Origin of the sequence: Nonomuraea sp. NPDC005501, assembly GCF_040605905.1 — a bacterium.
In the GTDB taxonomy this organism is placed as follows: domain Bacteria; phylum Actinomycetota; class Actinomycetes; order Streptosporangiales; family Streptosporangiaceae; genus Nonomuraea.
The window spans coordinates 36,400-62,570 of sequence record NZ_JBEXDT010000033.1 but is presented as its reverse complement, the minus strand read 5'-3'; the positions used below and the strand labels follow the sequence as shown (position 1 = coordinate 62,570).

Annotated in this window: 28 protein-coding genes and 1 riboswitch; of the genes, 11 read left to right on the top strand and 17 right to left on the bottom strand. The window is 74.3% G+C overall.

From position 1 onward, the window contains the following. Window position 1: 1 nt before the first annotated feature. The 3 genes from ABZS51_RS18295 to ABZS51_RS18285 are packed head-to-tail and all read left to right on the top strand — an operon-like array spanning window position 2 to window position 2,188. The gene (locus tag ABZS51_RS18295) at window positions 2-982 is read left to right on the top strand and encodes an aldo/keto reductase (protein ID WP_355442035.1); all 981 of its coding nucleotides are present in this window, start codon (window positions 2-4) and stop codon (window positions 980-982) included. Next, on the top strand, window positions 975-1,295 hold the full coding sequence (locus tag ABZS51_RS18290; protein WP_355442032.1) for a cupin domain-containing protein: 321 nt from the start codon (window positions 975-977) through the stop codon (window positions 1,293-1,295). Before ABZS51_RS18295 ends, ABZS51_RS18290 begins: the two co-directional genes overlap by 8 nt. Beyond that, a complete protein-coding gene (locus ABZS51_RS18285; RefSeq protein WP_355442029.1) occupies window positions 1,292-2,188 on the top strand; it encodes an aldo/keto reductase in 897 nt (298 codons plus the stop codon). Before ABZS51_RS18290 ends, ABZS51_RS18285 begins: the two co-directional genes overlap by 4 nt. Before the next feature lie 24 nt (window positions 2,189-2,212). Here ABZS51_RS18285 and ABZS51_RS18280 read toward each other — a convergent pair whose 3' ends face one another. Further along, the gene (locus ABZS51_RS18280; RefSeq protein ID WP_355442026.1) at window positions 2,213-3,019 is read right to left on the bottom strand and encodes a L,D-transpeptidase family protein; all 807 of its coding nucleotides are present in this window, start codon (window positions 3,017-3,019) and stop codon (window positions 2,213-2,215) included. A gap of 95 nt (window positions 3,020-3,114) precedes the next feature. On the opposite strand from ABZS51_RS18280, the gene ABZS51_RS18275 reads away from it, so the two are divergent. Further along, entirely contained in the window at window positions 3,115-3,663 is a 549-nt protein-coding gene (locus ABZS51_RS18275) for a YbaK/EbsC family protein (protein ID WP_310714282.1), read from the top strand. Between the two features lie 10 nt (window positions 3,664-3,673). Next, entirely contained in the window at window positions 3,674-4,255 is a 582-nt protein-coding gene (locus ABZS51_RS18270; protein ID WP_355442023.1) for a GNAT family N-acetyltransferase, read from the top strand. 403 nt (window positions 4,256-4,658) lie between these two features. Here the strand turns inward: ABZS51_RS18270 and metF are convergent, their stop codons facing one another. After that, complete coding sequence (gene metF / locus ABZS51_RS18265; RefSeq protein WP_355442020.1) at window positions 4,659-5,582, bottom strand: methylenetetrahydrofolate reductase [NAD(P)H]; 924 nt, start codon at window positions 5,580-5,582, stop codon at window positions 4,659-4,661. A gap of 90 nt (window positions 5,583-5,672) precedes the next feature. Between metF and ABZS51_RS18260 the strand changes: the two genes are divergently transcribed. Then, window positions 5,673-6,740, top strand: a complete 1,068-nt coding sequence (locus ABZS51_RS18260; protein ID WP_355442017.1) for a polyprenyl synthetase family protein — start codon at window positions 5,673-5,675, stop codon at window positions 6,738-6,740. A gap of 45 nt (window positions 6,741-6,785) precedes the next feature. Here the strand turns inward: ABZS51_RS18260 and thiE are convergent, their stop codons facing one another. From thiE to ABZS51_RS18245, 3 genes are read right to left on the bottom strand one after another with little or no spacing between them, the layout of a single operon-like run. After that, the gene (gene thiE, locus ABZS51_RS18255; RefSeq protein ID WP_355442015.1) at window positions 6,786-7,421 is read right to left on the bottom strand and encodes a thiamine phosphate synthase; all 636 of its coding nucleotides are present in this window, start codon (window positions 7,419-7,421) and stop codon (window positions 6,786-6,788) included. After that, a complete protein-coding gene (locus ABZS51_RS18250; protein ID WP_310714270.1) occupies window positions 7,399-7,773 on the bottom strand; it encodes an Rv2175c family DNA-binding protein in 375 nt (124 codons plus the stop codon). Before ABZS51_RS18250 ends, thiE begins: the two co-directional genes overlap by 23 nt. Window positions 7,774-7,803: 30 nt before the next feature. Next, on the bottom strand, window positions 7,804-8,967 hold the full coding sequence (locus tag ABZS51_RS18245; protein WP_355442012.1) for an FAD-dependent oxidoreductase: 1,164 nt from the start codon (window positions 8,965-8,967) through the stop codon (window positions 7,804-7,806). A 58-nt stretch (window positions 8,968-9,025) separates the two neighbouring features. After that, window positions 9,026-9,142: riboswitch (TPP riboswitch) on the top strand. Between ABZS51_RS18245 and ABZS51_RS18240 the strand changes: the two genes are divergently transcribed. The 4 genes from ABZS51_RS18240 (at window position 9,132) to ABZS51_RS18225 (ending at window position 13,831) form a co-directional block, all read left to right on the top strand. Then, entirely contained in the window at window positions 9,132-10,517 is a 1,386-nt protein-coding gene (locus tag ABZS51_RS18240; RefSeq protein ID WP_355442009.1) for an FAD-dependent oxidoreductase, read from the top strand. It overlaps the preceding riboswitch by 11 nt. Next, window positions 10,514-10,714 carry a sulfur carrier protein ThiS gene (gene thiS, locus ABZS51_RS18235; RefSeq protein ID WP_310714264.1) on the top strand — a complete coding sequence of 67 codons (201 nt, stop codon included), beginning with the start codon at window positions 10,514-10,516 and terminating at the stop codon, window positions 10,712-10,714. Before ABZS51_RS18240 ends, thiS begins: the two co-directional genes overlap by 4 nt. Continuing rightward, window positions 10,707-11,462: a thiazole synthase gene (locus ABZS51_RS18230; RefSeq protein ID WP_355442006.1), complete on the top strand. Its 756-nt coding sequence runs from the start codon at window positions 10,707-10,709 to the stop codon at window positions 11,460-11,462. Before thiS ends, ABZS51_RS18230 begins: the two co-directional genes overlap by 8 nt. A gap of 209 nt (window positions 11,463-11,671) precedes the next feature. Next, window positions 11,672-13,831: a PASTA domain-containing protein gene (locus tag ABZS51_RS18225; protein WP_355442003.1), complete on the top strand. Its 2,160-nt coding sequence runs from the start codon at window positions 11,672-11,674 to the stop codon at window positions 13,829-13,831. 53 nt (window positions 13,832-13,884) lie between these two features. On the opposite strand, the gene alc is transcribed toward ABZS51_RS18225, so the two are convergent. The 10 genes from alc to uraD are packed head-to-tail and all read right to left on the bottom strand — an operon-like array spanning window position 13,885 to window position 23,027. Continuing rightward, window positions 13,885-14,850 (bottom strand): allantoicase, encoded by a 966-nt coding sequence (gene alc / locus ABZS51_RS18220; protein ID WP_355442000.1) that lies wholly within the window; start codon window positions 14,848-14,850, stop codon window positions 13,885-13,887. Beyond that, window positions 14,851-16,155, bottom strand: a complete 1,305-nt coding sequence (allB, locus tag ABZS51_RS18215) for an allantoinase AllB (protein WP_355441997.1) — start codon at window positions 16,153-16,155, stop codon at window positions 14,851-14,853. A gap of 49 nt (window positions 16,156-16,204) precedes the next feature. Next, window positions 16,205-17,479: a glycerate kinase gene (locus tag ABZS51_RS18210; protein WP_355441994.1), complete on the bottom strand. Its 1,275-nt coding sequence runs from the start codon at window positions 17,477-17,479 to the stop codon at window positions 16,205-16,207. Window positions 17,480-17,531: 52 nt separating this feature from the next. Continuing rightward, on the bottom strand, window positions 17,532-18,497 hold the full coding sequence (locus tag ABZS51_RS18205; RefSeq protein ID WP_355441990.1) for an alpha/beta hydrolase: 966 nt from the start codon (window positions 18,495-18,497) through the stop codon (window positions 17,532-17,534). Window positions 18,498-18,555: 58 nt separating this feature from the next. Beyond that, window positions 18,556-19,953 carry an 8-oxoguanine deaminase gene (locus tag ABZS51_RS18200; protein WP_355441987.1) on the bottom strand — a complete coding sequence of 466 codons (1,398 nt, stop codon included), beginning with the start codon at window positions 19,951-19,953 and terminating at the stop codon, window positions 18,556-18,558. Next, entirely contained in the window at window positions 19,950-20,447 is a 498-nt protein-coding gene (locus ABZS51_RS18195; protein ID WP_355441984.1) for a (2Fe-2S)-binding protein, read from the bottom strand. The genes ABZS51_RS18200 and ABZS51_RS18195 overlap by 4 nt, the downstream gene beginning before the upstream one ends. Continuing rightward, window positions 20,447-21,319, bottom strand: coding sequence for an FAD binding domain-containing protein (locus tag ABZS51_RS18190; RefSeq protein ID WP_310714248.1), 873 nt, complete (start codon window positions 21,317-21,319; stop codon window positions 20,447-20,449). Before ABZS51_RS18190 ends, ABZS51_RS18195 begins: the two co-directional genes overlap by 1 nt. A gap of 15 nt (window positions 21,320-21,334) precedes the next feature. Next, a complete protein-coding gene (gene pucL, locus ABZS51_RS18185; protein ID WP_355441981.1) occupies window positions 21,335-22,201 on the bottom strand; it encodes a factor-independent urate hydroxylase in 867 nt (288 codons plus the stop codon). Next, entirely contained in the window at window positions 22,202-22,501 is a 300-nt protein-coding gene (uraH, locus tag ABZS51_RS18180; protein ID WP_310714244.1) for a hydroxyisourate hydrolase, read from the bottom strand. It lies immediately after the preceding gene. 16 nt (window positions 22,502-22,517) lie between these two features. After that, window positions 22,518-23,027, bottom strand: a complete 510-nt coding sequence (gene uraD, locus ABZS51_RS18175; protein ID WP_355441977.1) for a 2-oxo-4-hydroxy-4-carboxy-5-ureidoimidazoline decarboxylase — start codon at window positions 23,025-23,027, stop codon at window positions 22,518-22,520. A gap of 146 nt (window positions 23,028-23,173) precedes the next feature. On the opposite strand from uraD, the gene ABZS51_RS18170 reads away from it, so the two are divergent. Next, on the top strand, window positions 23,174-24,016 hold the full coding sequence (locus ABZS51_RS18170) for a deoxyribonuclease IV (protein ID WP_355441974.1): 843 nt from the start codon (window positions 23,174-23,176) through the stop codon (window positions 24,014-24,016). 661 nt (window positions 24,017-24,677) lie between these two features. Here ABZS51_RS18170 and ABZS51_RS18165 read toward each other — a convergent pair. Continuing rightward, window positions 24,678-25,418, bottom strand: a complete 741-nt coding sequence (locus ABZS51_RS18165) for a LytTR family DNA-binding domain-containing protein (RefSeq protein WP_355441971.1) — start codon at window positions 25,416-25,418, stop codon at window positions 24,678-24,680. A gap of 109 nt (window positions 25,419-25,527) precedes the next feature. Continuing rightward, complete coding sequence (locus ABZS51_RS18160) at window positions 25,528-26,124, bottom strand: molybdopterin-dependent oxidoreductase (protein ID WP_355441968.1); 597 nt, start codon at window positions 26,122-26,124, stop codon at window positions 25,528-25,530. Window positions 26,125-26,171 lie beyond the last annotated feature (47 nt).

Below are 26,171 nucleotides of genomic sequence, written 5' to 3'. Positions count from 1 at the left end.
CTTGAACTACGAACGCCAGCCGTACCGCCGCTGCGGCCGCAGCGGGCTGCTGCTCCCGGCCGTGTCCCTCGGCCTGTGGCACAACTTCGGTGACGGCAGGGCCCTCGACGGGCAGCGGGCCATCATCCGCAAGGCCCTCGACCTGGGCATCACCCACTTCGACATCGCCGACAGGTACGGCCCGCCGCTGGGGGCCGCCGAGTCGGCGTTCGGCGAGATCCACCGGCGCGACCTGCGCGGGCTGCGCGACGAGATCGTCGTCACCACCAAGGGCAGCAACCCCATGTGGGACGGCCCGTACGGCAAGGGCAACAGCCGCAAGCACCTGCTGGCCACGCTCGACCGGTCGCTGGAGCGGCTCGGCCTCGACTTCGTCGACATCTTCTACCTCCACCGCGACGACGGGACGCCGCTGGAGGAGCAGGTGGCGACGCTGGACCACATGGTCCGCACCGGCCGCGCCCTGTACGCCGGCGTGTCCAACTTCTCCCCCGAGCGCACGGCCGCGGCCGCCGAGCTGATGCGCGGCCTCGGCACGCCGCTGCTGGTCCACCAGCCGCCGTACTCGCTGCTCAACCGCGGCATCGAGCGGTCGCTGCTGGGCGTGCTGGAGGAGCAGGGCGTCGGCTGCGTGGTGTACTCGCCGCTGGCGCAGGGTCTGCTGACCGACCGCTACCTCGACGGCATCCCCGCGGACTCCCGCGCCGCCGAGGGGCGGTTCCTGACGGCCGACAAGGTCACCCCCGAGGTGCTGACGTTCGTCCGCGCGCTCGGCGAGCTGGCCGCCGCGCGCGGTCAGAGCGTCGCCCAGCTCGCGCTCGCCTGGGCGCTGCGCGACTCCCGGATCACCTCCGTGCTGGTCGGCGCGTCCAGCCCCGAGCAGCTGGAGGCCAACGTGGCGGCCGTGGACCGGCTGGACTTCACCGGCGAGGAGCTGGCCGCCATCGACCGGGCCGCCAAGGAGGCGGGCGTCGATGCGTAGGAGCACCCTCGCCGAGTGGGCCGGCGGCGTCTCGCTGCCCGGCTACCGGGTCGCCTCCGGCGGCGTGTCCACCCTGCCGCCCGGGAAGGTGAGCCACGACGAGGGCCGGCACGTGCATCCCGACCCGGAGATCTTCCTCATCCTCTCCGGCACCGGCCGGCTCCACCTGGACGGGGAGGAGTCCGGCTTCGCCGCCGGCGACGTGCTCGTCGTCGACCCGGGTGAGGACCATCACCTGGAGGCCGTCACGGAGGTCGTCACCACCTGGCTGCACCTGGAGCCCGTCCCCTTGCACCCGGAGCCCGTCCCATGACGTCGCCCCTCGCGCTCCCCCGGGCCGGGCTGGGCGGCGGCCCGCTCGGCAACTACCTGCACCCGATCTCCGACGAGCAGGCCCGCGCGGTCGTGGACACCGCGTGGGAGGCGGGCGTGCGCCACTTCGACACGGCCCCCTTCTACGGGCTGGGCCTGTCGGAGCGGCGCATGGGACGCGCGCTGCGTGAGCGGCCCCGCTCGGAGTTCGTCCTGTCCACGAAGGTCGGCCGGCTCGTCCGGCCCGGGCCGGGCCACGACGGCTCCTTCGCCGTGCCCGACGACCGGCACGTCGAGTGGGACTTCAGCCGCGACGGCGTGCTGCGCAGCGTCGAGGAGTCGCTGGAGCGGCTCGGCCTCGACCGGGTGGACGTCCTCTACATCCACGACCCGGACCGGCACTGGCCGCAGGCGCTGGACGAGGCCTTTCCCGCCCTGGCCGACCTGCGGGCGCAGGGCGTGGTGCGGGCCATCGGCGTCGGCATGAACCAGTCGGGCATGCTCCTCGACTTCGTCCGCCACGCCGACCCCGACGTCCTGCTCGCCGCGAACCAGTGCACGCTGCTGCGCCGCTCCGCCTTCGAGGAGCTGCTGCCGCTGTGCCTGGAGCGCGGCATCACGGTCGTCGCGGCGGCGCTGCTGCACCGGGGCGAGCTGGTCACGCCGCCCCCGGACGCCTCCGGCGAGGTCCGCGCCGTCGCCCGGGCCTGCGCCGAGCACGGCGTGCCGCTGACGGCCGCCGCCCTGCAGTTCCCGTTCCGGCACCCGGCGGTCCGCTCGGTTCTGGTGGGCGCGCACGAGCCGGGCCAGGTCACCGCGAACCTGCGGGACCTGGAACGGGACGTGCCCGAGGCGCTCTGGCGCGCGCTGGAGACGCCCGTCCCGGCACCCTGAGATGCGGCGCGGCGGGTCCCGTGCTCAGCCGCGCCGGAACGCGCCCCGCACATGCACCGGCACGCCCGTGCCGAGCATCCCGGGCAGCACCTCGGCCACGTTCATCGGCATCCGCACGCACCCGTGCGAGGCCGGGGACAGCGGCACCGACAGCGCCCCGTGGAACGCGATGCCGCCGTTGAAGAAGATCGGGTTGTACAGCCGGCCCAGGTACGAGGTGTGCCAGCCGGACTTGCGCCAGGTGGTCTTGTAGTCGCCCGTGGGCGTGCGGGCCGAGCCGCAGAAGCGCTGCTTCTTGCCCTGCCACACCGCGGTCTCGCAGTAGGCGATGCCGCTGCCCGACGAGATGTGGGTGATCAGCTTGGGCCGCCCGGCCACGTACAGGACCATGATCTGCTTCGTGAGGTCGACCTCGGCGCGGGTCGGCTTCCCGTTGGGGACGAGGACCCTGGGCGCCCTGGGGCTCTCCAGGGCCGTCCAGGTGCGCGAGGCCACGGTGCTGGTGGGGATGATGCCGTTGACCTTCTGGAACGCCCACACGGCCGTCAGCGTCGTCCCGCCGTACCGGCCGTCGGCCTTGCCCGGCTGGTAGCCGAGCTCGGCCAGGCGGCGCTGGAGCCACGCGACGGCCTCGCCCTTCGCGCCCAGCTTCAGCGTCTTGCGCGGCGCCTTGACCGTCGTGGCGGCCCCGGCCGGGGCGGTGATCGCCGGGGTGGTGATCGCCGGCGCCCCGGTGGGGGCGGCGGACGCGGGTCCCGCTCCCCAGCCGGTCAGGCCGACCACGCCGGCCGTGACGAGAGCCGCCATTCCCGGCAGACGTCGTGCCCTCACCCGAATCACCTCTTCCGCTCAACAATTGAATCAAAGGACCTTACACCACCACCATGACCAGGTAATGGCAAGGTCAATCCTCGTAGAGTGGCCACATGTCCGAGAAGTCGTCCGACGCACAGCGCCCGGAACCATCAGCGCCCGCCACGGCGGCGGAGCTGGCGGCCCGCTCCACCGGGCTGCCCTCCAACGCCGTCATCGTCCAGTCCGCCCTGCGCGAGCTCGGCGCCGGGGGCGAGGTCATCGTCCTGCCGGAGAAGGCGCCCACCGCCGCCACCGCCGCCGCCCAGCTCGGCTGCGAGGTCGGCGCGATCGCCAACAGCCTCGTCTTCGACGCCGACGGCACGCCCCTGCTCGTGATGACCAGCGGCGCCCACCGCGTGGACGTCGAGCTGGTCGCCCGCACCGCCGGCGTCCGGTCGGTGCGGCGGGCCACGCCCGAGTTCGTCCGGCAGGCCACCGGCCAGCCGATCGGCGGCGTCGCCCCCGTCGGTCACCCCACCCCGATCCGCACCCTCGTCGACACCTGGCTGAGCAAGCACGACGTCGTGTGGGCCGCCGGCGGGCATCCGCACACGGTGTTCCCGACCAGCTTCGACGAGCTGGTGCGCATCACCGGGGGCACACCGGCCGACGTCGAGTAATGTGCGCAGCGTGATCGAGTTTCGCGGGGCGGGGCCGGCCGAGTTCGACGAGCGGCTGGACACGGTGATCGGCATCTACACCGCCGCCATGCGCCCGCCCGCGGAGCAGGTCACGGGCCGCCGCACCATCATGCGCAACCACGGCATGTACCCGCGCTTCCAGTGCTACTTCGCCGAGCTCCGCGACGCGGCGGTCCATCGGGGGCCCGGCCACGGGAGCCCCGCGCCGGTCGTCGGGTTCGCGTACGGCTTCCACGGCGCGCCCGGCCAGTGGTGGCACGACGTGGTCCACCGCGCCCTGGAGGAAAAGGCCGGGGAGCGGGTGGCCGACGCCTGGCTCGGCGACGCCTTCGAGCTGGCCGAGATCCACGTCCACCCCGACCACCAGGGCAAGGGCATCGGCCGGGCGATGATCACCACGTTGTGCGCGGGGCGCCGGGAGCGCTCGGCCGTGCTGTCCACCCACGACCGGCCCACCGCCGCCCGCCACCTGTACGCGAGCATGGGCTTCACGGACCTGCTGTCCCGGTTCGTCTTCCCTGGCGGTCACGAAGAGTACGCGATCGCCGGGCGGCCCCTGCCGCTGGCCTGACGGATCCCCTGGTAAAGCCTTGACCAGCCGGTTTGGCGGTCGTGACGCTGGGGCATGAATGACTACGCAAAGTAATGGACGCTCTACCGCGCGTCCACCCACCCCTGACCGTCACCCGCCGGGTCCCCCTGCGGGCGGGTGGCGGGCCCACCCGGCCACTTCCCCGGCCGGCATCTGCAGACGTGTTCGCGGCGGCGGGAATGTTCCGCGGGAAGGAGGAGTTCTACTCCACGTGGCCGGTGTGTCCAGTGTCCCCGGGCCTCATCTATCGCCTTCGCGGAATACCGTTCGGCTGGAGCCGCGTTGTGCCACTCGCCGAGAGGCGACCTGCACACCGGTACGCACACGTCGAAGCGCCCGTCCCTGTCAGGGGCGGGCGCTTCTACGTGTGCGGAGGAACGCCTCAGACCGCGACCGGCTCCGGGCGTGACAGGAGCTGGAAGACCTCGCGCGAGGCGCTCGACCGGTTGAACGTGATGAAGTGGATGCCCGGCGCGCCCTCGTCGAGCAGCCGCTGGCACAGCTCGGCCCCGTGCTCGATGCCGAGCCGCCGCACCGCCGCCGGGTCGTCGGCGACCGTCTCGAAGCGGGCCGCGAGCTCCGGCGGGAACGGCGCCCCCGAGAGCTGCTCCGACCGGGCGATCGTGCTCATCTGGGTGACCGGCATGATGCACGGGATGATCGGCGTGTCGCAGCCCTGGGCGGCGACCCGGTCGCGCAGCCGCAGGTAGTCGTCCGCCTGGAAGAACATCTGCGTGATCGCGTAGTCGGCGCCCGCCCGGCACTTGCGGACGAAGAACTCGGTGTCGGCCTCGATGGACGGCGAGCGCGGGTGCTTGTAGGGGAACGCCGCCACGCCCACGCAGAAGTCGCCGGCCTGCCGAATGAGCCGCACCAGGTCCTCGGCGTACTCGACGCCGTCGGGATGCCGGACCCACTCGCCGGTCGGGTCGCCGGGCGGGTCGCCCCGCACGGCCAGGATGTTGCGCACCCCCGCGTCGGCGAACCGGCCGACGAGGTGGCGCAGCTCGCGGACCGAGTGGTTGACGGCGGTGAAGTGGGCCACCGGCGTGAGCGTGGTCCCGTGGGCGACCCGCTCGACGATGTCGACCGTGCGGTCGCGCGTGGTGCCGCCCGCGCCGTACGTCACGGACACGAACGTCGGCCGCAGCGACTCCAGCTCCCTGATCGCCCGCCACAGCTGCCGCTCGCCCTCGTCGGTCTTCGGGGGGAAGAACTCGAAGGAGAACGACCGGCCACCGGAGGCGAGAAGCTCGCGCACGGTGGGGACACGATCGGGCAGGACGGAAGGTCGACCAAGCGCCATGCCCCAAGGTTACCGTGGCGGGGCCCGCACCAGCGGTCACCCTTGTCCCTGGAGAGCCGGGCGCCACCCGGCGGCCACTAGTCTCAAGGCATGAACACTGAGGCCGCGAGCATGGACACCTTGCGCGAACAGGTGGACCGTTGCCTGAGGGAGTTCGTCGACCGGCAGCTGCCGCTCACGGGCGCGCCGGAGCTGGAGCCGCTCCGCCTGGCCGCCAAAGAGCTGCTGGCCGGCGGCAAGCGGCTGCGTCCCGCGTTCTGCTACTGGGGGTGGCGCGGGGCGGGCGGCGCGGACGAGCCGGGCATCTACCCGGCCGCGGCGTCGCTGGAGCTGCTCCAGGCCAGCGCGCTGGTCCACGACGACGTGATGGACAAGAGCGACCTGCGCCGCGGGATGCCGTCGGCGCACCGCCGGTTCGAGACGATGCACGCGGGGGCCGGCTGGCACGGGTCGGCCGAGCAGTTCGGCGTGGGCGCGGCGATCCTGCTGGGCAACCTGCTGCTGATCTGGTCCGGCGAGATGTGGCGCGGCAGCGGCCTGCCGCCGGAGTCGATCGCGGCGGCGCAGCCGGTGCACGACCACATGCGCACCGAGCTGATGTGCGGCCAGTACCTCGACCTGCTGGAGCAGGCCCACGGGGAGAACACCTTCGAGTCGGCGCTGCGCGTCGCCCTGTACAAGAGCGGCAAGTACTCCGTGGAGCAGCCCCTCCGGCTCGGGCTGGTCCTCGCGGCGGGCGAGCTGGCGCCGTGGATGGACGAGCTGTGCACCACGTACGGCACACGGGTGGGGATCGCGTTCCAGATGCGCGACGACATCCTCGGCGTGTTCGGCGACCCGGCGGCCACCGGCAAGCCGGCCGGCGACGACCTGCGCGAGGGCAAGCGGACGATGCTCGTGGCGCGGACCCTGGCCACCGCCACCCCCACGCAGGCCGCGCTGGTGCGGAGCCTGCTCGGTGACCCGGAACTCGACGACCGGGGCGTGGCGGCGCTGCGGGAGGTCATCGAGGACACGGGCGCGCTGCGGGAGTGCGAGGACCTGATCGGGGCGTACCTGCAGGAGGCGCTGGTCTGCCTGGACAAGGCGCCGATCACGGCCGGCGCCCGCTTCGCGCTGGCCGACCTGGCCGTCGCGGCCACCTCCCGCAAGGCCTGACCCTCCCCCGCGCTTCCACGGGCGCGGGGGAGCGTCGTGACCGGGTCAGCGGGCCAGGCGCTTGGCGAACTCGGCCGCCGCCGCGCCCGGGTCGTCGGCCTCGGTGATCGCCCGCACCACGACGACGCGGGTCGCCCCGCACGCCATGACCTCGTCGAGGTTGTCCAGGTCGATGCCGCCGATGGCGAACCACGGCCGGTCCGTGGCGGTCGAGGCCGCGTGCCGCAGCAGCGACGGCCCCGGCGCGGGACGGCCCGGCTTGGTCGGGGTGGGCCAGGTCGGCCCGCAGCAGAAGTAGTCGACGCCCTCCTCCACCGCGGCGGCGGACGCCTCGGCGGTGGAGTGGGTGGACCTGCCGATGAGGATGTCGTCGCCGAGTATCTCCCGCGCGACGCCCACCGGAAGGTCGTCCTGCCCCAGGTGGAGCACGTCGGGCCGGGCGGCGTAGGCCACGTCCGCCCGGTCGTTGACGGCCAGCAGCCTGCCGTGCCGGTCGCAGGCGTCGCGGAAGACCTCCAGCAGCTCGAGCTCCTCCCGCGCCTCCAGGCCCTTCTCGCGGAGCTGGACGACGTCGACGCCGTTGGCGAGCACGGCGTCGAGGAACTCGGCCAGGTCACCGCGCCGGCGCCGGCCGTCGGTGCAGAGGTAGAGCCGGGCGTCAGAAAGCGAGGGCCTGGGCACGCCGCTTGACCTCGGTGTGGCGGCCCGCGCGGATCGCCTCGACGGGCGAGCCGGGCAGCGAGTCGTCCGGGGTGAACAGCCACCGCAGCGCCTCGGCGTCGTCGTAGCCCGCGTCCAGCAGCACGGTCAGCGTGCCGGGCAGGCCCTTCATCACGTCCCTTCCGTCAAGGAACACCGCGGGCACGTGCGGCCCGCCGCTGCCCCGGCGCACGCCGAGCAGCTTGTGGTCCTTGAGGAGTTGCTTGGTCCGCCCGAGCGAGAGCTGCAGGCGGTCGGCCACCTCGGGGAGAGTGAGCCACTCGTTGACGAGCTGGTCGGTCTCCCGGTCGATCTGTGCAACAGAAAGCGTCACGAAACCACAACTACCACATGGCGCGCTTGCTCAAACAACACAATCCCGTAGAGGGACATCGGGATCTACCAGGCGTTCCGGGTCCATCCGGTGCCCTGCCTCGATGATGCGGCGGCCCTGGACGAGGTCGCGGGGCCGGTCCACGGCGAGCACCGCGGCCAGCGCGCCGTCGCCGGTCAGCCAGCAGGCCGACCACTTGCCCTCCGGGTCGCCCCGGTACAGGAGGCGGTCGCCGGCCGGATGGTGGCCCGCGTACTGGACCATGTGGCCGAACTGCTCGGACCAGAAGTACGGCACCGGGTCGTAGACGGCCTCCTCGCCCAGCAGGGTGGCCGCGGCGACCTCGGGCGCGCCGAGCGCGGTGTCCCAGTGCTCCACCCGCAGGCGCGTGCCGTAGCGGCGCGACCACCAGGCGGCGCAGTCGCCCACCGCGACCACGCCCGGCAGGGAGGCGCGCAGGTGCTCGTCGGTGACGACGCCGTTGTGCAGGTCGATGTCGGCGCCCGCCAGCCACTCGACGGCCGGGCGGACCCCGATGCCGGAGACGACCACGTGCGCCTCGACGAACTCGCCGTCCACCAGCCGCACCCCGCCCTCGTCCACCGACGCGACCATGGTGTCCAGCCGCAGGTCGACGTCCTCGTACCAGCCGGTGGTGCGGGCGCCGATCCCGGCCCCGACGGCGTGGAAGAGCGGCGCGGGTCCGGCCTCAATCACGGTCACCTCGCAGCCCGCGCGGCGGGCGGCCGTGGCCACCTCGGCGCCGATCCAGCCGGCGCCGACCACGGCGACGCGGGCGCCGCGGACCAGCCGGGCGCGCAGCTCCAGCGCGTCGTCGAGGGTGCGCAGCACATGCTGCGGCCCGTCGCCGGGCAGCGTGATCGGCTCGGCGCCGGTCGCGATGACCAGCCCGTCGTACGGCAGCTCCCCCTCGCCGGTCTCGACGACGCCCGGACGCAGGCCGGTGGCGCTGACACCGGGGCGGAAGTCCACCTCCAGCGTCGCGAGGTCGGAGTCGACGAAGCTGGAGTCGCTGGTGCCCAGCAGCACCGCCTTCGACAGGGGCGGCCGGTCGTACGGGCGGTGCCGTTCCTGTCCCAGGAGGGTGATCTCGCCGCCGAACCCCCTCGCCCGCAGGGCCTCGATGCTGCGCACGCCGGCCAGGCCCGCTCCTGCCACCACGACACGGTTCACGGTCAAGACCATAACGGGGCCGCCGCCTGCGCTCCGCACCGAGGCCGTAGGCTGGAGGGGTAAGACGCGCGGGAGTCCGGCCGTGACCGGGCTGAGAGGAAGGCTTGACCGGGCCTTCGACCGCAATCCACCTGATCCGGATCATGCCGGCGAAGGGAGCGCGCATGGAGCTGGTCGTGGGCGGCGGGATCGTCGGGCTGTCGATCGCCTGGCGGCTGTCGCGGGCGGGGCGGCCCGTCACCGTGGTGGACCCGGCCCCGGCCTCCGGGGCCTCGCACGCGGCCGCCGGCATGCTGGCGCCCGTCAGCGAGGTCGCCTACACGGAGGAGCCGCTGCTGCGGCTGGGGGTGGCGTCGCTGCGCCGCTGGCCGTCGTTCGCCGCCGAGCTGGCCGAGGACGCCGGCCTGCCGCCGGGCGTCCTGGCCCCGTCCCGCCCACCCGGGCCCTTCGGCGGCGCCCGTCCCGTGCCGTCGTCCCCTTCGCGGTCGGGCCCCGTCCTGTCGTCCCCGGCGCGGTCGGGCCCGGTCCCGTCGTCCCCGGCGCGGTCGGGCCCGGTCCCGTCGTCCCCGGCGCGGTCGGGCCCGGTCCCGTCGTACGGGCTGGACTTCCGTGCCGACGGCACCCTGGACGTGGCGTTCGGCGCGGACGACCTGGCGGCACTCGACGAGCTGGCCGGGTTCATGGGCAAGCTGGGGCTGCCGGTGGAGCGGCTGACGGGCCGGGAGTGCCGCCGCCTGGAGCCGATGCTGGCCCCGTCGGTCCGGGGCGGGCTGCTGGCGCCGGGCGACGCGTGGGTGGACCCGCGCCGCGTCACAACAGCCCTGCTGGCCGCCCTGGAGCGGCTGGGCGTCCCCGTGGTGCCGGGCCGGGTGTCCGAGCTCCTGCGTGCCCCCGGCGGCCCCGGTGGCGGCTCCGGGCGCGGTCAGGCGGTCGTGGGCGTGCGGCTGGACTCTCCGGCGGACGGCGGGGACCTGCCGTCCGAGATCCGGGCCGACGGGGTGATCCTGGCCGCCGGAGCGTGGAGCGGCGAGCTGTACGACCTCCCGATCCGGCCGGTCAAGGGCCAGATCATGCGGCTGCGGTCCCCCGAGCCGCTGCTGGGCCGGTGCGTGCGCGGCATGGTCCACGGCGCCCCCGTCTACCTGGTGCCGCGGGGCGACGGCGAGCTCGTGGTGGGCGCCACGCAGGAGGAGATGGGGTTCGACACGCGGGTGACGGCCGGCGGCGTGTACGAGCTGCTGCGCGACGCCCGGGAGCTGGTGCCCGGCGTGACCGAGCTGGAGGTGGCCGAGGTGGTGGCGGGCCTGCGTCCCGGCACCCCGGACAACCTGCCGCTCATCGGCCCGGCCGGCGTCCCGGGGCTGACGCTGGCGACCGGGCACCACCGCGGCGGGGTGCTCCTGGCGCCGCTCACGACGGCGATCCTCCTGGGCGAGGAGCCCGAGTCGGCGGCCCTCTGCTCCCCGGCCCGCCACCACCCGGCCCCCGGCGCTCACGACAGGCCCTCCGGCCCCTACGACGGCAACTCCGGCTCCGAGGAGATGGGATGAGAGTGACGATCAACGGCAGCCAGCGCGAGGTGCCCGACGGCACCACCGTGGCGCAGGCCGTACGGATCCTGACCACCGCCACCACCGGCGTGGCGGTGGCCCTGAACGACGAGGTCGTGACGCGCGGCTCGTGGGACACCACGGCGCTCGGCGACAGCGACCGCGTCGAGGTGCTCACGGCGGTGCAGGGTGGATGACCTGATCATCGCCGGGGAGAAGTTCTCCTCCCGGCTCATCATGGGCACCGGCGGCGCGCCCTCGCTGGAGGTGCTGGACCAGGCCCTCGCCGCCTCCGGCACCGAGCTGACCACGGTCGCGATGCGGCGGCTCGACCCGTCGGCCCGCGGCTCGGTCCTCGACGTGCTGCGCGTGCGCGGCATCAAGGTGCTGCCCAACACCGCGGGCTGCTTCACCGCGGGCGAGGCCGTGCTGACGGCCAGGCTGGCCCGCGAGGCCCTCGGGACGAACTGGGTCAAGCTTGAGGTCATCGCCGACGAGCGGACGCTGCTGCCGGACCCGATCGAGACGTTCGACGCGGCCGAGCGGCTGGTGGCCGAGGGCTTCGTGGTGCTGCCGTACATCGGGGACGACCCGGCGCTGGCGCGCCGCCTGGAGCAGGCCGGCTGCGCGGCCGTCATGCCGCTCGGCGCGCCCATCGGCTCCGGCCTCGGCATCCGCAACCCGCACAACATCGAGCTCATCGTGGAGGCGGCCTCCGTGCCGGTGATCCTCGACGCGGGCATCGGCACGGCCAGCGACGCCGCGCTGGCGATGGAGCTGGGCTGCGACGCCGTGCTGCTGGCGACGGCGGTCACCCGCGCGCAGCGTCCCGACCTGATGGCGGCGGCCATGCGGGGCGCGGTCCAGGCCGGGCGGCTGGCCCGCCAGGCCGGGCGCATCCCGCGCCGCCGCTACGCCGAGGCGTCCTCCCCGATGACCCCGTGACCCCGTGACCCGGTGACGTGGGCCCCCACGAATCGGGTCAAGCCGGCCCCGGCGTCACGCCGGGGCCCGCGGGGCCTCCGTGAGCCGGTGGATCCCCTGGTCCCGGAGTGGTCCGGGAGGTCAAGAGAGGGCGCGGCAGGGGCCACGGCTCCGCATCGTTTCGGGTGGTCGCACCCTGGCGGTGGCCAAACGCCCGTAAACTCGGCGGCGTGGACACGACGACGGCGGACCCCCTGGTCGGGCGACTCCTCGATGGGCGCTACCGCATCGAGTCCCGGATCGCGCGGGGCGGCATGGCGACCGTCTACCTCGCCCTGGACGTCCGGCTCGACCGCACGGTCGCGCTGAAAGTCATGCACCGCTCGCTCGCCGAGGACCCGGCGTTCGTGCGGCGCTTCATCGGCGAGGCCAAGTCCGTGGCCAGCCTCTCCCACCCCAACGTGGTGCACGTCTTCGACCAGGGCACCGACGGCGACGTCGTCTACCTGTCGATGGAGTACGTGCCGGGCAGGACGCTGCGCGAAGTACTGCACGAGCGGGGCAGGCTGCCCGCCCGCGAGGCGCTGGAGATCCTGATCCCGGTGCTCGCGGCGCTGGGCGCGGCCCACCAGGCGGGCATGGTCCACCGCGACGTCAAGCCGGAGAACGTCCTGATGACGGCCGACGGCCGGGTCAAGGTCGTGGACTTCGGGCTGGCCCGCGCCATCGAGGCGACCAACCAGACCCGTACCGGCGTGATGATCGGCACGATCGGCTACATGTCGCCCGAGCAGGTGACCACCGGCCGCGCCGACGTCCGCACCGACGTCTACGCGGCCGGGATCATGCTGTTCGAGCTGGTGACCGGCCGGCAGCCGTACGACGGCGAGACGCCCATGTCCGTGGCCTACCGCCACGTGCACGACACCGTCCCGGCGCCGTCGTCGCTGACCCCCGACGTGCCTCCGGTGGTCGACGCGCTGGTGGCGCACGCCACGGCGCGCGAGCCGGACGCCCGGCCCGCGGACGCGACCGCGATGCTGGTGGCGGCCGTCGAGGTGCACCGCCAGCTTCCCCGGCTGACCGCGCCGGGCCTCTCCCACTCCTCGGCGCAGCACTCGATGCCGGGCACCGGCTCGTACGCCCCCTCGGGGCCGCTGGCGGCGCCCACGGCACAGCCGTCGTCCGGCGCCCACCCCTTGCCCCCGGGACCCCGCACAGGGACACACACAGGGGCGCACACAGGGGCTCGCACCGGGCCCCAGAGCGGCGCCCGGCCCACCGGCCCGGCGGCCGGCGGCTACGGCTCGCAGCCGGCCTCCCAGCCGGGCCTGCCTCCCGGGTCGCCCGCGATGACGCTGGCCATGCCGCAGGTCCCGCCGGGCGGGGCGGCCGGGCCCAACCCCACGGTCGTGCAGCCCCGGATCGAGGGGCCGGCCGAGCACGCGGGCGGGCGGCGGCGCGGCGGGTTCCGGCCGAGCTGGATCATCATCGGCCTGGCCGTCGTCATGGTGGCGGCGATCGGCCTGACCGCCTGGTACGTCTCCCGTCCCCAGTACGTGGCCGTGCCCGCCGACCTGGTCGGCAAGGACGTCTCGATCGTGGAGCAGAAGCTCACCTCCGGCGGATTCAAGGTGCGCCTGGCGCCGGGCGAGTACAACGACAAGGTGAACGAGGGCCTGGTGCTCCGCATCGACCCCGTGACCGGGCAGCAGGTCCTGGCCGGCGCGACCGTGACCCTGGTGCCCTCCCTCGGTCCCAAGCTGGTGCTGGTGCCCAAGGTGGCGGGCATGTCGGCCGACGACGCCCGCGCCACCATCGCCAAGGCGGGCCTGACGGTCGGCAGCGTCCGCCGGCTGGCCAGCCCCGACGTGGCCCGCAACACGGTGATCCGCACCTCGCCGCTGGTGGGCGAGAAGCTCAAGGAAGGCTCGAAGGTCTCCATCTACGTGAGCGCCGGGCTGACCATGCCGGACGTCAGCCACATGCCCAAGGACCAGGCCGCCGCCTACCTGCAGGAGCAGGGCTTCCAGGTGCAGGTCAACGAGGTGGACGACGACGCCGAGCCGTGCACGGTCATCGCCCAGGCGCCCAAGGCCGACGCCGAGGTGGACCGGGGCGCGGTGGCGATGGTCACGGTGGCGCGCTGCCAGACCGACATCGGCGAGTGGTTCCGCAGGGGCGACAACGAGGCCCGCGAGGACCAGCAGTTCCAGATGATCCCGCAGGTGATGGGCAAGAACATCAACGACGCCCGCCAGGAGCTCCAGCAGCTCGGCTGGAGGGTCAAGGTCCGCAAGCTGGGGCGCGGCAGCGGGGTCGTCCGCTTCCAGCAGCCCCTGCCCAACAGCGAGCGCCCGCCGGGCTCCGAGGTCACCCTCTGGCACTGACGTCCCGGCACTGACATCCCCGCGTGGGGGACGCCGGTCCGGGGGCCGGCCGCTCAGCCCGTGAGGTGGCCGTGCAGGCGCACGCGGGCCAGGCCGCCGTCGGGGTGGATGTCGACCCGCACGTGCGTCACCGGATCGGCGTGGCCGAGGCGGAAGCGGTGCGGCGTGTCCGGCTGCAGCCGCGTCCATGGCAGCAGCTCGACCTCGCGGTCCCCGTCGAGGCCGGTGAGCGTCACGGCGGCGGGCGCGTTGAAGATCAGGTTCGTGGTGTCGATCTCGGCGAGCCTGACGACGCCCCGCCCGGCCAGCCGGATGACCAGCCACTCGTTGCCCTCCTCGCGGCGGCGGGCGGTCTCCCAGCCCTCCGCCTGATGGCGGGCCAGGCCGGGGGCGATGACGTTGTCGGGGGCGGAGTAGTACGCGTTGGAGCAGGCGGTGACCCGGCCGCCGTTCTGCAGCGCCGCCAGGTCGAGGCTCAGGCCGTCGTACACCGACAGGTCGGGGCGCGCCTCGCCGTGGACGCGCAGCCGGGCGATGCCGCCGTCGGGGAACATGTTCAGCCGCACGTGCGTGTAGCGGCCGTCGTCGGCCACCTCCACCGGGTGCTCGGCGTCGCCGCGCAGCGGCAGCCGGGGCACGATCTCCACCCAGCGGGCGCCGGCCAGCTCGGCGGGCGACGGGTGTCCGTCCACGGCCGCCGCCTCGACCGACGCGTGGGTCGGGTGGTTGCCGGTGAACCAGGCCGTGTCGATGACCACGCCCCGGACGGCGCCGGGCAGTCCGAGCCGGACGATCGCCCAGTCGTGCCCCGGCTCGCGCCGTCGCCGCGTCTCCCACCCGTCGTACACCTGGCCCCTGCCGCCGAACGTCTCCGGCCGGAACGCCGGCCGGCCGGGCCGGATCAGGCTCTCCTTCTCGGCGAACGACTCGTCGCTGGCGGCGACGACCGAGCCGCCCAGCGTGCGCAGCGCCAGGTCGGGCAGCGTGGTGAAGCCGGAGGTGGGCCGCTGCGACATCATCTACTTCTCTCCCAGCAGGAAGGTCCCGTACGGCTCTCCGTCGACGGGCCGGCCCCGGAGCCACGTGGTGAGCACCACGCCCTTCAGGGTGCGGCCGTGGTACGGGGTGACGGGATTGCGGTGGTGGAGGCGGCCGGCGTCCACGAGGTTCGGGGCGTCGGGGTCGAAGGCCACCAGGTCGGCGTCATTGCCCGGCTTTATCGCGCCTTTTCGCGAAATTTTGGCTATTGCGGCTGGATGGGTGGACATCCAGCGGGCCACGTCCGCCAGCCCGTACCCCCTGCGGGACGCCTCCGTCCAGACGGCGGACAGCCCGAGCTGGAGGGAGGCGACGCCGCCCCAGGCGGCGGCGAAGTCGGGCACCTTGAGGTCGGCGGTGGACGGCGAGTGGTCGGAGACGACGCAGTCGAGCACGCCGCGCGCCAGGCCGTCCCAGAGCAGGTCGCGGTTGGCCCCGTCGCGGATCGGCGGGCAGCACTTGAAGCTCGTGTCGCCCTCCGGCACCTGCTCGGCCGTGAGCGTGAGGTAGTGGGGGCAGGTCTCGGCGGTGACCGGCACGCCCCGCGCCCGGGCGTCCTCCAGGGGTTCGAGGCAGGCGGCGCTGGAGACGTGCAGCACGTGCACCCGCGCGCCGGTCTCCTCGGCCAGCCGGATCACCTGCTCCACCGCGCTCCGCTCGGCCGCGCCGGGCCGCGACTCCAGGAAGTCCCGGTACGCGGGTCCGGCGGGCTCGGCCAGCAGCGCCGGGTCCTCGGCGTGCACCACCAGGAGCCCGCCGAACCCGGCGATCTCGACCATCGCCCGCCGCGCCTCGCCGGGGCCGAGCGGCGGGAACTCGTCCACCCCGGAGGGCGACAGGAAGCACTTGAACCCGCGCACCCCGCGCTCGTGCAGCGGCCGGAGCCACTCCACGTTGCCCGGGACGGCGCCGCCCCAGAAGCCGGTGTCCACGTGGCAGCGGCCCTCGGCGGCGCGCAGCTTCGCGTCCAGGGCGTCGGGGCTGACGGTGGGCGGGATGGAGTTGAGCGGCATGTCCACGATCGTGGTGACGCCTCCGGCCGCCGCCGCCCGGGTCGCCGACGCGAACCCCTCCCAGTGGGCGCGGCCCGGCTCGTTCACGTGGACGTGGGTGTCGACCAGGCCCGGCAGGAGGGGCAGGTCGCGCAGGTCGACGTCCTCGGCGGCCTCGACGGGGGCGGCGTACGCGTGCAGCGCCGTGATCCTGCCCCCGCGCACGGCGACGGCGGCGGGCCGCACGCCTTCGGGGGTGACCACCCTCCGCGACCGCACCACCAGCTCGTCCATGACCGTCTCCTTCCCCCGTCCCTTCATCGCGTGCCGCATGTGCCGGGAGTCAGAGGCGGTCGGCGGCCAGGCGGGCCGCCAGGCGTTCGAGGAGGGCGGCGGCGTCCGTCATGCAGCGCTCGGGGTCGGGCTCCAGGTCGGTGAGCGCGTACGCGGCCTCGATGCCCGCCGCCTTCAGGTCGGCGTCGGACAGCGTGCGGCGCCCGCAGACGGCCACCACGGGCACGCCCGCCCTGGCCGCCGCCTGAGCGACCCCGACGGGGGCCTTGCCCCGCAGCGACTGCTCGTCCAGCGATCCCTCCCCGGTGACCACCAGCCGGGCGCCCTTCACCAGCTCACCGAACCCCAGCAGGTCGAGCAGGTACTCGATGCCGGGACGGATCTCCGCCCCCAGGAACGCCAGGGCGGCGAAGCCCACCCCGCCGGCCGCCCCCGCGCCGGGCGCGCCCGCGACGCCCATGGGCCGCGGCCTGTCGTCGTGCTCGACCGCGCCCACGAGCCCGTGCGTCCTGGTGGCCACGGCGGCCAGCCTGGTCAGAGCGGCCTCCAGCACCTTGACCTGCGCCGGGTCGGCGCCCTTCTGCGGGGCGTAGACGGCCGCGGCGCCGTGCGGGCCGAGGAGGGGGTTGTCGACGTCACTGGCCACCACGAACTCGATGCCCGAGAGGTCGGCGAATGCGCTGATGTCGATGCGGTCGAGCCTGGTGAGCGCCGCCCCTCCGGGCTCCAGCTCCTTGCCGTCCGCGTCGAGGAACCGCGCGCCGAGGGCCCGCGCCATGCCCGCCCCGCCGTCGGTGGACGCGCTGCCGCCCAGGCCCAGCACGATCCGCCGGGCGCCCCGGGCCACGGCGTCGGCGACGAGCTCGCCCGTGCCGTGGCTGGTGGCGGTCAGGGGGTCACGGCCGCCGGGCAGCCGGCGCAGCCCGGACGCCTCGGCCAGCTCCACCACCGCGGTCGGGACCCCGCCGGCCCCGGTGCCGGAGGGCGTCCCGGTGGGGTGCCAGGCGTAGGAGGCCCGTACGGGCAGGCCGGTAGGGCCGGTCACCTCCAGCGTGACCCGGGTGAAGCCGCAGGCCACCACCGCGTCCACCGTGCCGTCGCCGCCGTCGGCCACCGGCAGCTCCACCACCGGGACGCCCAGTCCGGCCGACACCCTCGCGGCGACCTCCGCGGCCGTCAGCGAACCCTTGAACTTGTCCGGGGCGACAAGCACGTGCTCAACCACTGCGAACTCCCACGCGACGACGAACGTTGCCCGGCCCTCCCACCCCGCCCGGCCGGTCGAGCGGTCGGAGCGGCGGCGTGCCGGCGTGGGACTCATCATCACACTTCCCCCACCGCCGCCCGGCGCGGGTGCCGGGTGAGCCGGCCACGGGTCAGCTGCCGCGGCGGGTGGAGGCGGAGGCGCCGGTGCGTGTCCGGTCCCCGATCCACCGGGTGAGGGCGTCGAGGTGGCGGGGGGCCGGGCGGACGCCGCCGTCCGTACGGACACGGTGGTCGGCGCCGGGGAACACCTCCACGGTCAGCGTCGCGCGGGGATGGCGGCCGGGACGGCAGGCCGCGCCCGCGAGCAGGCGGACGCTGTCGGCCACCGGGACCAGCTCGTCGGCGCCGCCGAAGAGCGCGAGGTGGGGGCAGCGCAGGCGGTGGACGTCCGGGAGGGGGTCGTGGTCCTGCTTGCGGCTGAGGAAGCCCCAGAGGCGCTCGTCCATGCCGGCCCAGTGGTCGCCGAGCGTCGACGGCCCGCCGCCCGCCTCCACGAGCCGTGCCGCCGCGGCGAAGCCGGCGCCGCGGCGTCCCGCGTCCACGAGGGCGTCGTACAGGGCGAGGGCCGTGCCGGCGTCCCGGGGGGCCGCGCCGGCTTGGCGCAGGCGGTTGAGCAGCGCGTGGCGTTCCTGGACCGCCGGGGTCGTCGCGGGGCCGCTGTTGGTGACCACCCAGGGCAGGTCGTCGCGGGCCGTGGCGGCGCGCAGGACGACCCAGCCGCCCTCGCTGTGCCCGAACAGCCCCACCGCGTCGGCGCGCACGCCGGGTCGCGTGCGCAGGAAGTCCAGCGCGGCCACGGCGTCGGCGGCCAGGTCGTCGACGGTCGCGTCGCGCCAGTCGCCGGACGACGCGCCGACGCCGCGCTTGTCGTACGACAGCACCGCGATGCCGGCCTCGACCAGGTGCCGGCGGATCGGGGGGAAGTAGGTGTCGTTGTCCCGGTCGGTCGGACCTGACCCGCCGACCATCACCACGCCCGCGCCGCCCGCCGCGGTGCCGGGGACCGCCAGCGAGCCGGCCAGCGCCACCTCGCCGCTCGCGAAGGTGACGTCGTGCGCGTTCGGACGGGTCGGCATGCCCACCAGCCTACGGATCAAGGCGCGGGCGGGGGCCGGACCTTCCCGGCCGACGGCGTCAAGGGTCCCGTCGCGGCTCCGGGGTGACCGGGACGCCCCGTTCCCGCGCCAGCCGGGTCAGCCGGCGGTGCGCCCGGGCGCCCGCCTCCCCCGCCGTGTCGTGGGGCACGGTCCGCAGCTCGCCGTCCTCCACGACCGTCTCGCCGCCCACGAGCAGGCGGGCCAGCGGCGGCTGCGCGGTGGCGAGGACCAGCGCGCACACCGGGTCCTCCACCGCCGAGGCGAACGGCCCGTCCACCCGCCACAGCGCCACGTCGGCCAGCTTGCCGGGCTCCAGGGTGCCGAGCTCGTGACCACGGCCGAGGTTGCGGGCCCCGCCCAGGGTGGCCAGCTCCAGCGCCTGGCGGGCGGTCAGCGCCGTGGGCCCGTTCAGCGCCCGCTGGAACAGCAGGGCCTGCCGCATCTCCCCCGCCAGGCCGGTCAGCTCGGCGGAGGCGCTGCCGTCGACGCCGAGGCCCACGTTCGCGCCGCGCCGCAGCATCTCGGACACCCGGGCGACGCCCGCGCCGAGCCGGCCGTTGGACGACGGGCAGTGCGCGGAGCCGGTGCCGGTCGCGGCGAACCGGTCGATGTCGGCGTCGCTCAGGTGGACGGCGTGCGCCACCCACACGTCCTCGCCGAGCCAGCCGAGCTTCTCCATGTGATCGACCGGCCGCACGCCCGTCTGCTCCAGGCAGAGCTCCTCCTCGTCGAGCGTCTCGGCCAGGTGGGTGTGCAGGCGCACGCCCTTGGACCTGGCCAGCGCCGCCGCCGCGGTCATGAGGTCGGAGCTGACCGAGAACGGCGAGCACGGCGCCACCGCGATCCGCAGCTTCGAGGAGAACGACGGGTCGTGGTAGGTGTCCACGGCCTCGGCGGTGGCGTCGAGGATGGCGTCCAGCGGCTCGACCACCTCGTCCGGCGGCAGCCCGCCCCGTGACCGGCCGCGGTCCATGGAGCCGCGCGCGGGGTGGAAGCGCAGGCCCACCGCGCGGGCGGCGTCGATCTCGGCCGCCAGCAGGTCGCCGCGGCCCCGGGGGAAGAGGTAGTGATGATCGCTGGAGGTCGTGCACCCGGACAGCGCGAGGTGGCCGAGCCCCGCCGTCGCCGCGCCGTGGACCACCTCGGCGTCCATGGCCGCCCACACGGGGTAGAGCGTCACCAGCCACTCGAACAGCGTCGCGTCCTGGGCCAGTCCCTGGGAGGCCCACTGGTACAGGTGGTGGTGGGTGTTGACGAGGCCGGGCGTCACCAGGCAGCCGGTGCCGTCGATCCGCTCCGCGCCGGCCGCCCCGGGGACCTCGCTCATGGGACCGAGGGCGGCGATCCGGTCGCCCTCGACGAGGACGTACCCGCGGCGGATCTCGGGCCCGGCGACGGGCGCAACGTACGCGTTCTCGATGAGCAGCGCGCTCAAGCGCCTCCCTCCCCCTGTGGCGAGCCGGCCGTCGCCCTGCGGCCGGCGGCGAGGCGGACGGCGTCGAGGATCTTCTCGTAGCCGGTGCAGCGGCACAGGTTGCCCGCCAGCGCCTCGCGGATCTCCGCGTCGGAGGGCCGCTCGACGCGGCTCAGCAGGTCGTGGGCCTGCACGATCAGGCCGGGCGTGCAGAAGCCGCACTGGACGGCGCCGCACTCCACGAACGCCTCCTGGACGGGATCCAGCCGGCCGGCCTCGGCCAGGCCCTCGACGGTCCGCACGCGGCGGCCGTCGGCCTGCCCGGCGGCGACCAGGCAGGCGCAGACCGGCGTGCCGTCGAGGTACACCGTGCAGGAGCCGCACTCGCCCTGCTCGCAGGCGTTCTTGGAGCCGGGCAGCCCCAGCCGCTCGCGCAGCACGTACAGGAGGCTCTCGCCCTCCCAGACGTCGTCGGCGGTCTCCTCGCGGCCGTTGACGGTGAGCGTGACGCGCATCAGGCGGCCCTCCTTCCCACGTGGTCGTGCCAGGCCCAGGTCAGCGTCCGCCGGGCCATCACGGCGACGGCGTGCCTGCGGTAGGCGGCGGTGCCGCGCACGTCGTCGATCGGCGAGGCGGCGGCCGAGCACAGCTCGCCGAAGCGCCGCAGCAGCCCCGCGCCGAGCGGCGCGCCGGGCGGCGCGTCCCAGTCGAGCTCGCGGGCCAGGAAGTCCTCGGCCTCCGTCGCGCGCAGCGGCGTGGGCCCGGCCGAGCCGATGCCGGTGCCGGCCCGCCGCTGCGCCGGGTGCAGCGCCAGGGCGAACGAGCAGACCGCGATGACCATGGCGTTACGGGTGCCGACCTTGGAGAAGTACTGCGGCCCGGCGGCGACGCCGGCGCGCACGGCCCGGATCAGCTCGTCCGGCTCCAGCGCCGGCCGCTTCACGCCCAGGTAGAAGGCGTGGGCCGGGATCACCCTGACTCCCCGGTCGCGCGACTCCACCTCGACGACGGCGCCCGCGGCCAGCAGCGGCGGGTGGCTGTCGCCGGCGGGCGAGGCCGCGCCGAGGTTGCCGCCGACCGTCCCGCGGTTGCGGATCTGCGGCGAGCCGACGGTCCGCGACGCCTGCGCCAGCCCCGGCAGCACGCCGCCCAGCTCCTCGACCACGGTCGTGTACGGCACGCCCGCGCCGAGCCGGCACACGCCGTCCGCCACGGACCACTCCCGCAGCTCCGCCACCCGGGTGAGGTCCAGCAGCGCCTCGGGCCTGCGCACGCCGAAGTTGATCTCCACCATCACGTCGGTGCCGCCCTGGAGGGGCAGCGCCTCGGGCCGGTCCGCCTTGGCGGCCAGCGCCTCCTCCCACGTCGTGGGGCGCAAGAAGTCCATCGTCACTCCCAACCGTCACTCCCAGGCGAATCCGGGCTCGGGCGCGTCGTCCCGCAGCACGGTCCCCTCGATGAGGCCGTAGGGGCGGTCGGCGGCGTGGAACACCTCGTTGTCGTTGTCGAGGCCGAACGGCGACAGGTCCACGGCGACGTGGTGCCGGTTCGGCAGCGCGAGCCTGATCTCGCAGATCTCGGGGCACTCCGACAGGGCCCGCTCCCCCATGGCGTACAGGGTCTGCTGGAGCGACAGGCTGTGCGTGCCGGCGAACGCCGCCAGCAGGCAGGACCGCACCCGCTCGTACGAGTCGCCGTAGGAGGGGGTGTCGCCGGCGTGCCGCCACCGGGCGGTGACGGCGGTGGCGAGCACGCGGTCAGTGGCGGGCGGGAGGGTCGTGTACTCGTCGACGGCGTAGCCGTGGAACTCCGAGCCGGTGGTGTTGAGGACGACGAGGTCCGTCAGCCCCGACACGACGGTGGCCCGGCCGTCGCGGTCGTGGTGGACGACGCAGGTGCGTACCTCGCCGCCCCGGCGCACGAACGAGTGGCCGGTGACGGGGATCCGGTCCCAGGCGTACTCCTCGACCTCCACGCGGGCGTGGCGGATCGCCTGCTGCGCGGTGGTGAAGTGGCGGGCCAGCAGCAGCGCGAAGTCCTCGACCTGGTCCACGCCGTGCTTCCTGGCCAGGGCGTACACGGTGTTCTTCTGCGTGTCGGTGGGCAGCACGGCGGTGTTGTCACCGGTCAGGTGCACGGCCTCCATGTCGCCCGACAGGGAGGTGCTGACGTTGACGTCCTTGAGGTGGTGGGTCGCTCCGTCCCTCGTGACGCGCACGAGCCTGGTCTCCGCCTTGCCGTAGCGGTTGGGCCCCAGGATGATCGCCATCTAGCTCCCTCGGTAGGTGGAGTACGCGTACGGGCTGAGCAGCAGCGGCACGTGGTGGTGCGCCGAGGGGTCGGTGACGGTGAAGGCGACGACGACCTCCGGGTAGAAGGTCTCGGCCAGGTAGCCGCCGGTGTCGAAGACGACGCGGTTGACGCCGGGGCCGGGCGTCCAGCCGGTGATCCGGCCGTCCTCGTCGGTGCGGCCCTCGGCCAGCACCCCGCCGTCGTGCTCCAGCCGTACGAGGACGCCGGCGGCGGGACGGCCGCTCACCGCGTCGAGGACGTGCGTCGAGAAGCTCACGGCCTCTCACCCCGGCTCACTGTGCCTCCCCGAGGAGCCTGCCGACGCGCAGCCGGGTGATCTCGGCCAGCTCGTGGCGGACGACGGCCCGCTCGGCGGCCTCGTCGTTGCCCAGGCGCTCGCGCAGCCGCGCCAGCATCTCGGTCCCCGTCAGACCGGCGGCGCAGATCAGGTAGACGTGGCCGAACCGGTCCTCGTAGGCGCGGTTGCCCTCGGCCAGCTCCCGCCGCGTCCGGTCCTCCACGCCCGCCTGCTCCCGGCGCGACCAGGCGGCCTCGCGGGCGGCGCCCGCCGGGCGCTCGCCGATACGCGGGTGGGCGGCCAGCGCCTCCAGCACGTCCGGCCAGTCCAGGCCGCGCACGGCCGCCTCGGCCGCGCCCGCGAGCCGTTCCGGGTCCTCGTACGGCCGGCCGGCCGCGACGGCGGTGGCGAACGCACGGGAGGCGCAGCAGGACAGCAGCTCCCGCTCCGCCTCGGCGTCCGCCGCCGCGTTGAACCGGTCCAGGGCGGTGAGCGTCTCGGGCATGCCAGCAGTACACACATGCCCGTCATTCCCGGTCCATCCCCGAGAACTCCGAACCGCGCGCCCCGTTGGCCAGGTCTTTTCGTGGCATGCTCCAAGGCGCGTGCGCGGCGGGAACGGTCGGCGGCGCCTCCTAAACTGAGAGCATCATGACCTCACGCTCTCTCATCGGCGCACACGTCTTCGTCACCGGCGGCCTGGCCAAGGGCGGCCTCGCCTACATGGCCGAGATCGGCGCCGAGATGATCCAGGTGTTCGTCACCAACCCGCGCGGCTGGGCGCTCGCCGAAGGCAGGCCCGACGAGGACGCCAAGCTCGCCGAGTCGGGCGTCGAGACCTACGTCCATGTGCCGTACCTCGTCAACTTCGGCTCGCCCAGCCCCGAGACGCTCGCCAACTCGGTCGCGGTCCTGCGCCACACGCTGCGGCGCGGCGCCGAGATCGGCGCCAAGGGGGTCGTGGTCCACACCGGCTCGGCCGTGACGCAGCCGCGCGACGACGCGATGCGCCAGCTTCACGAGCACCTGCTGCCGCTGCTCGAAGAGATCCCCGACGGCGGGCCCGACGTGCTGCTGGAGCCGATGGCCGGGCAGGGCGCGATGCTGTGCGCGACGGTCGAGGACGTGGAGCCCTACCTGGCGGCCCTCGACTGGCACCCCCGGGCCGGGGTGTGCCTCGACACCTGCCACGCCTTCGCCGCCGGCCACGACCTCACGAGCGAGGAGGGGCTGCGGGAGACGTTCGACACGCTGCACAAGGTGGCGGAGGGACGGCTCAGGCTCATCCACGCCAACGACTCCAAGGACGCGTGCGGCTCCAAGAAGGACCGCCACGAGAACATCGGGGCCGGCCTGATCGGCAGCGCGCCGTTCGGCGCGCTGATGCGTCATCCGGCGGTGGCGGGCGTGCCCATCTGCATCGAGACGCCCGGCAAGGCCGACCAGCACCGCGCCGACCTCGACCTGTTGAAGAGCCTGCGCGACCAGATCTGAGCCGGCCCTTCCGGGGAGGAAGGCTCGTGTGGGGCGCCCGCTGGCGCGATCCAGCGCCCCCGATTGGCGGATCGCGGCCAGAGGCTCGCGGCCCTGGCGGGCGCCCCTACACGTGGCCGGCGGACGGGCCCTACCCCCCGGCAGGGGCCCGGCGGCCGTGGTGACCTGGGCGGTCACCGGCGGATCCGGCGCATCAGGCGTGCGGTGAGCCCCCCCGGCTCGTCCCCCGATGCGCCGGGGTGGCTGGTCCGATGCCGAAACACTACGGTCGCGATCTTCCGGCCGACACCCGGTTTCCGCACAGCTCGATGAACGGTGTGTAGTCATCGCCATACGGAGCGTCGCCGTCGGACGAGCGGTCATTCCGGCGCGACGAGCGGTCTCCCAAGGGGCTCGCGCACCGGCGCGAGGGGTGTGAACGGCGAGTGAACGGAGCGCGGACACCCGAGGACGGCGAGCCAGGACCCGATTACCCCGCTGTGACCAGCGGAAACCACCGCGCGTCACAGAACCTGGGCAGGCTGGAGGGGGCAGGCACGCGGGCAGGGCGCGCACGGCTTTCACACCCGCCCGGTCCCCGCACGAGCGTGCCCCTCACGCCCCCCGGGGGGGCGTCCCGAGCCCCCAGGTCCGGGCAAGGGCCGGGCGAGGGGGCCGGGGATCAGGTGCAGGCGCCCCTGTGCTGGTGAACGAGCGCCTCGCGGACCTGCCGGCTGTGGCGGCGGCTGACCCTGAGGATCTCCGTGCCGACGGTCAGGGTCACCCTGCCGCCCTCGAAGCGCATCTCGCTCACGTGCCGCGCCGACACGAGCGTGCTGCGGTGGACCCGGATGAAGCCCGCCTCGGCCCAGCGCCGCTCCAGCGCGGCCAGCGACATGCGGACGAGGTAGCTGCCGTCGACCGTGTGCAGCCGCACGTAGTCGCCCTTGGCCTCGGCGAACCAGATCGACTGCTGCGGCACGAAGCGGGTCCGCCCGCCCAGCTCGACCGGGATCACGTCCTCGTGGCCGGACTCGGCGGCCGGACCGGCGGCGGCCTGGAGCCGGCGGACGGCCTCCGACAGGCGCTCGGCGCGGACGGGCTTGAGGAGGTAGTCGACGGCCTCCAGCTCGAACGCCTGCACCGCGCACCGCTCGTGGGCGGTGACGAAGACGAGCTTGGGCGGGCTCGGGAAGCCGCCGACCAGGCGGGCCAGGTCGAGCCCGCTCAGGCCGGGCATCTCGATGTCGAGGAACACCCCGTCGAGCCGGTCGCCCGCCCCGATCATCTGGACCATGTCCTGGAGGGCAGCGACGCCGTCGGACGCGGTCAGCACCTGCTCGACCCGCGCGTCCTGGCGGAGCAGGTATGCCAGCTCCTCCAGTGCGGGCAGTTCGTCGTCAACGGCCAGGAGACGCAGCATGGCATCTACGCTGACGCAAGAACGCCAAGGTCACAAGCGATACGCAAACCCACAGTAAAGATTTGGCCACAAAGAGCCAGATCCTCTCCCGGTTTGCCCCGATCAAGAGTTACTCGGGCCCTTCGCCCGGCTCCTCCTGATACGAGTAACGCTGCTCGCCCCACGGGTCGGCGATGTTGTGGTAGCCCCGGTCCTCCCAGAAGCCCCGCCGGTCCTCTAACAGGTACTCCACGGCCCGCACCCATTTGACGCTCTTCCACGCGTACAGGCGGGGCACCACGAGGCGCACCGGGAGGCCGTGCTCCGCGGCGAGGGGCTTGCCGTCGAGCTCCAGCGCGAACAGCGTGTCGGCGGCCGTGAAGTCGGACATCCGGATGTTGGCGCTGTAGCCGTACTCGGCCCAGATCATCACGTGCCGCACCCGGGGGTCGGGCGGCGCGGCCGCCAGGATGGCGGCCGGGCTCACACCGCGCCACTCGCTGCCCATGATCGACCACTTGGTGACGCAGTGGAGGTCGGCCAGCACGCTCCTGCGGGGCAGCCGCTCGAAGTCGGGCCAGGTGACGCAGTGCTCCTCTCCGGAGGCGGTCGCGCCGAAGACGCGGAAGTCCCAGCTCTCCGGCTTGAAGGCGGGCACCCTGCCGTAGTGGATCACTGGCCGGCCGCGCGGCACGTACTGGCCTGGCGGCAGGCGCGACTGCTCCACGGGCACTCCCCTCGCACGGTGTCGTGGTCCGGAGTCATCCTCCCACC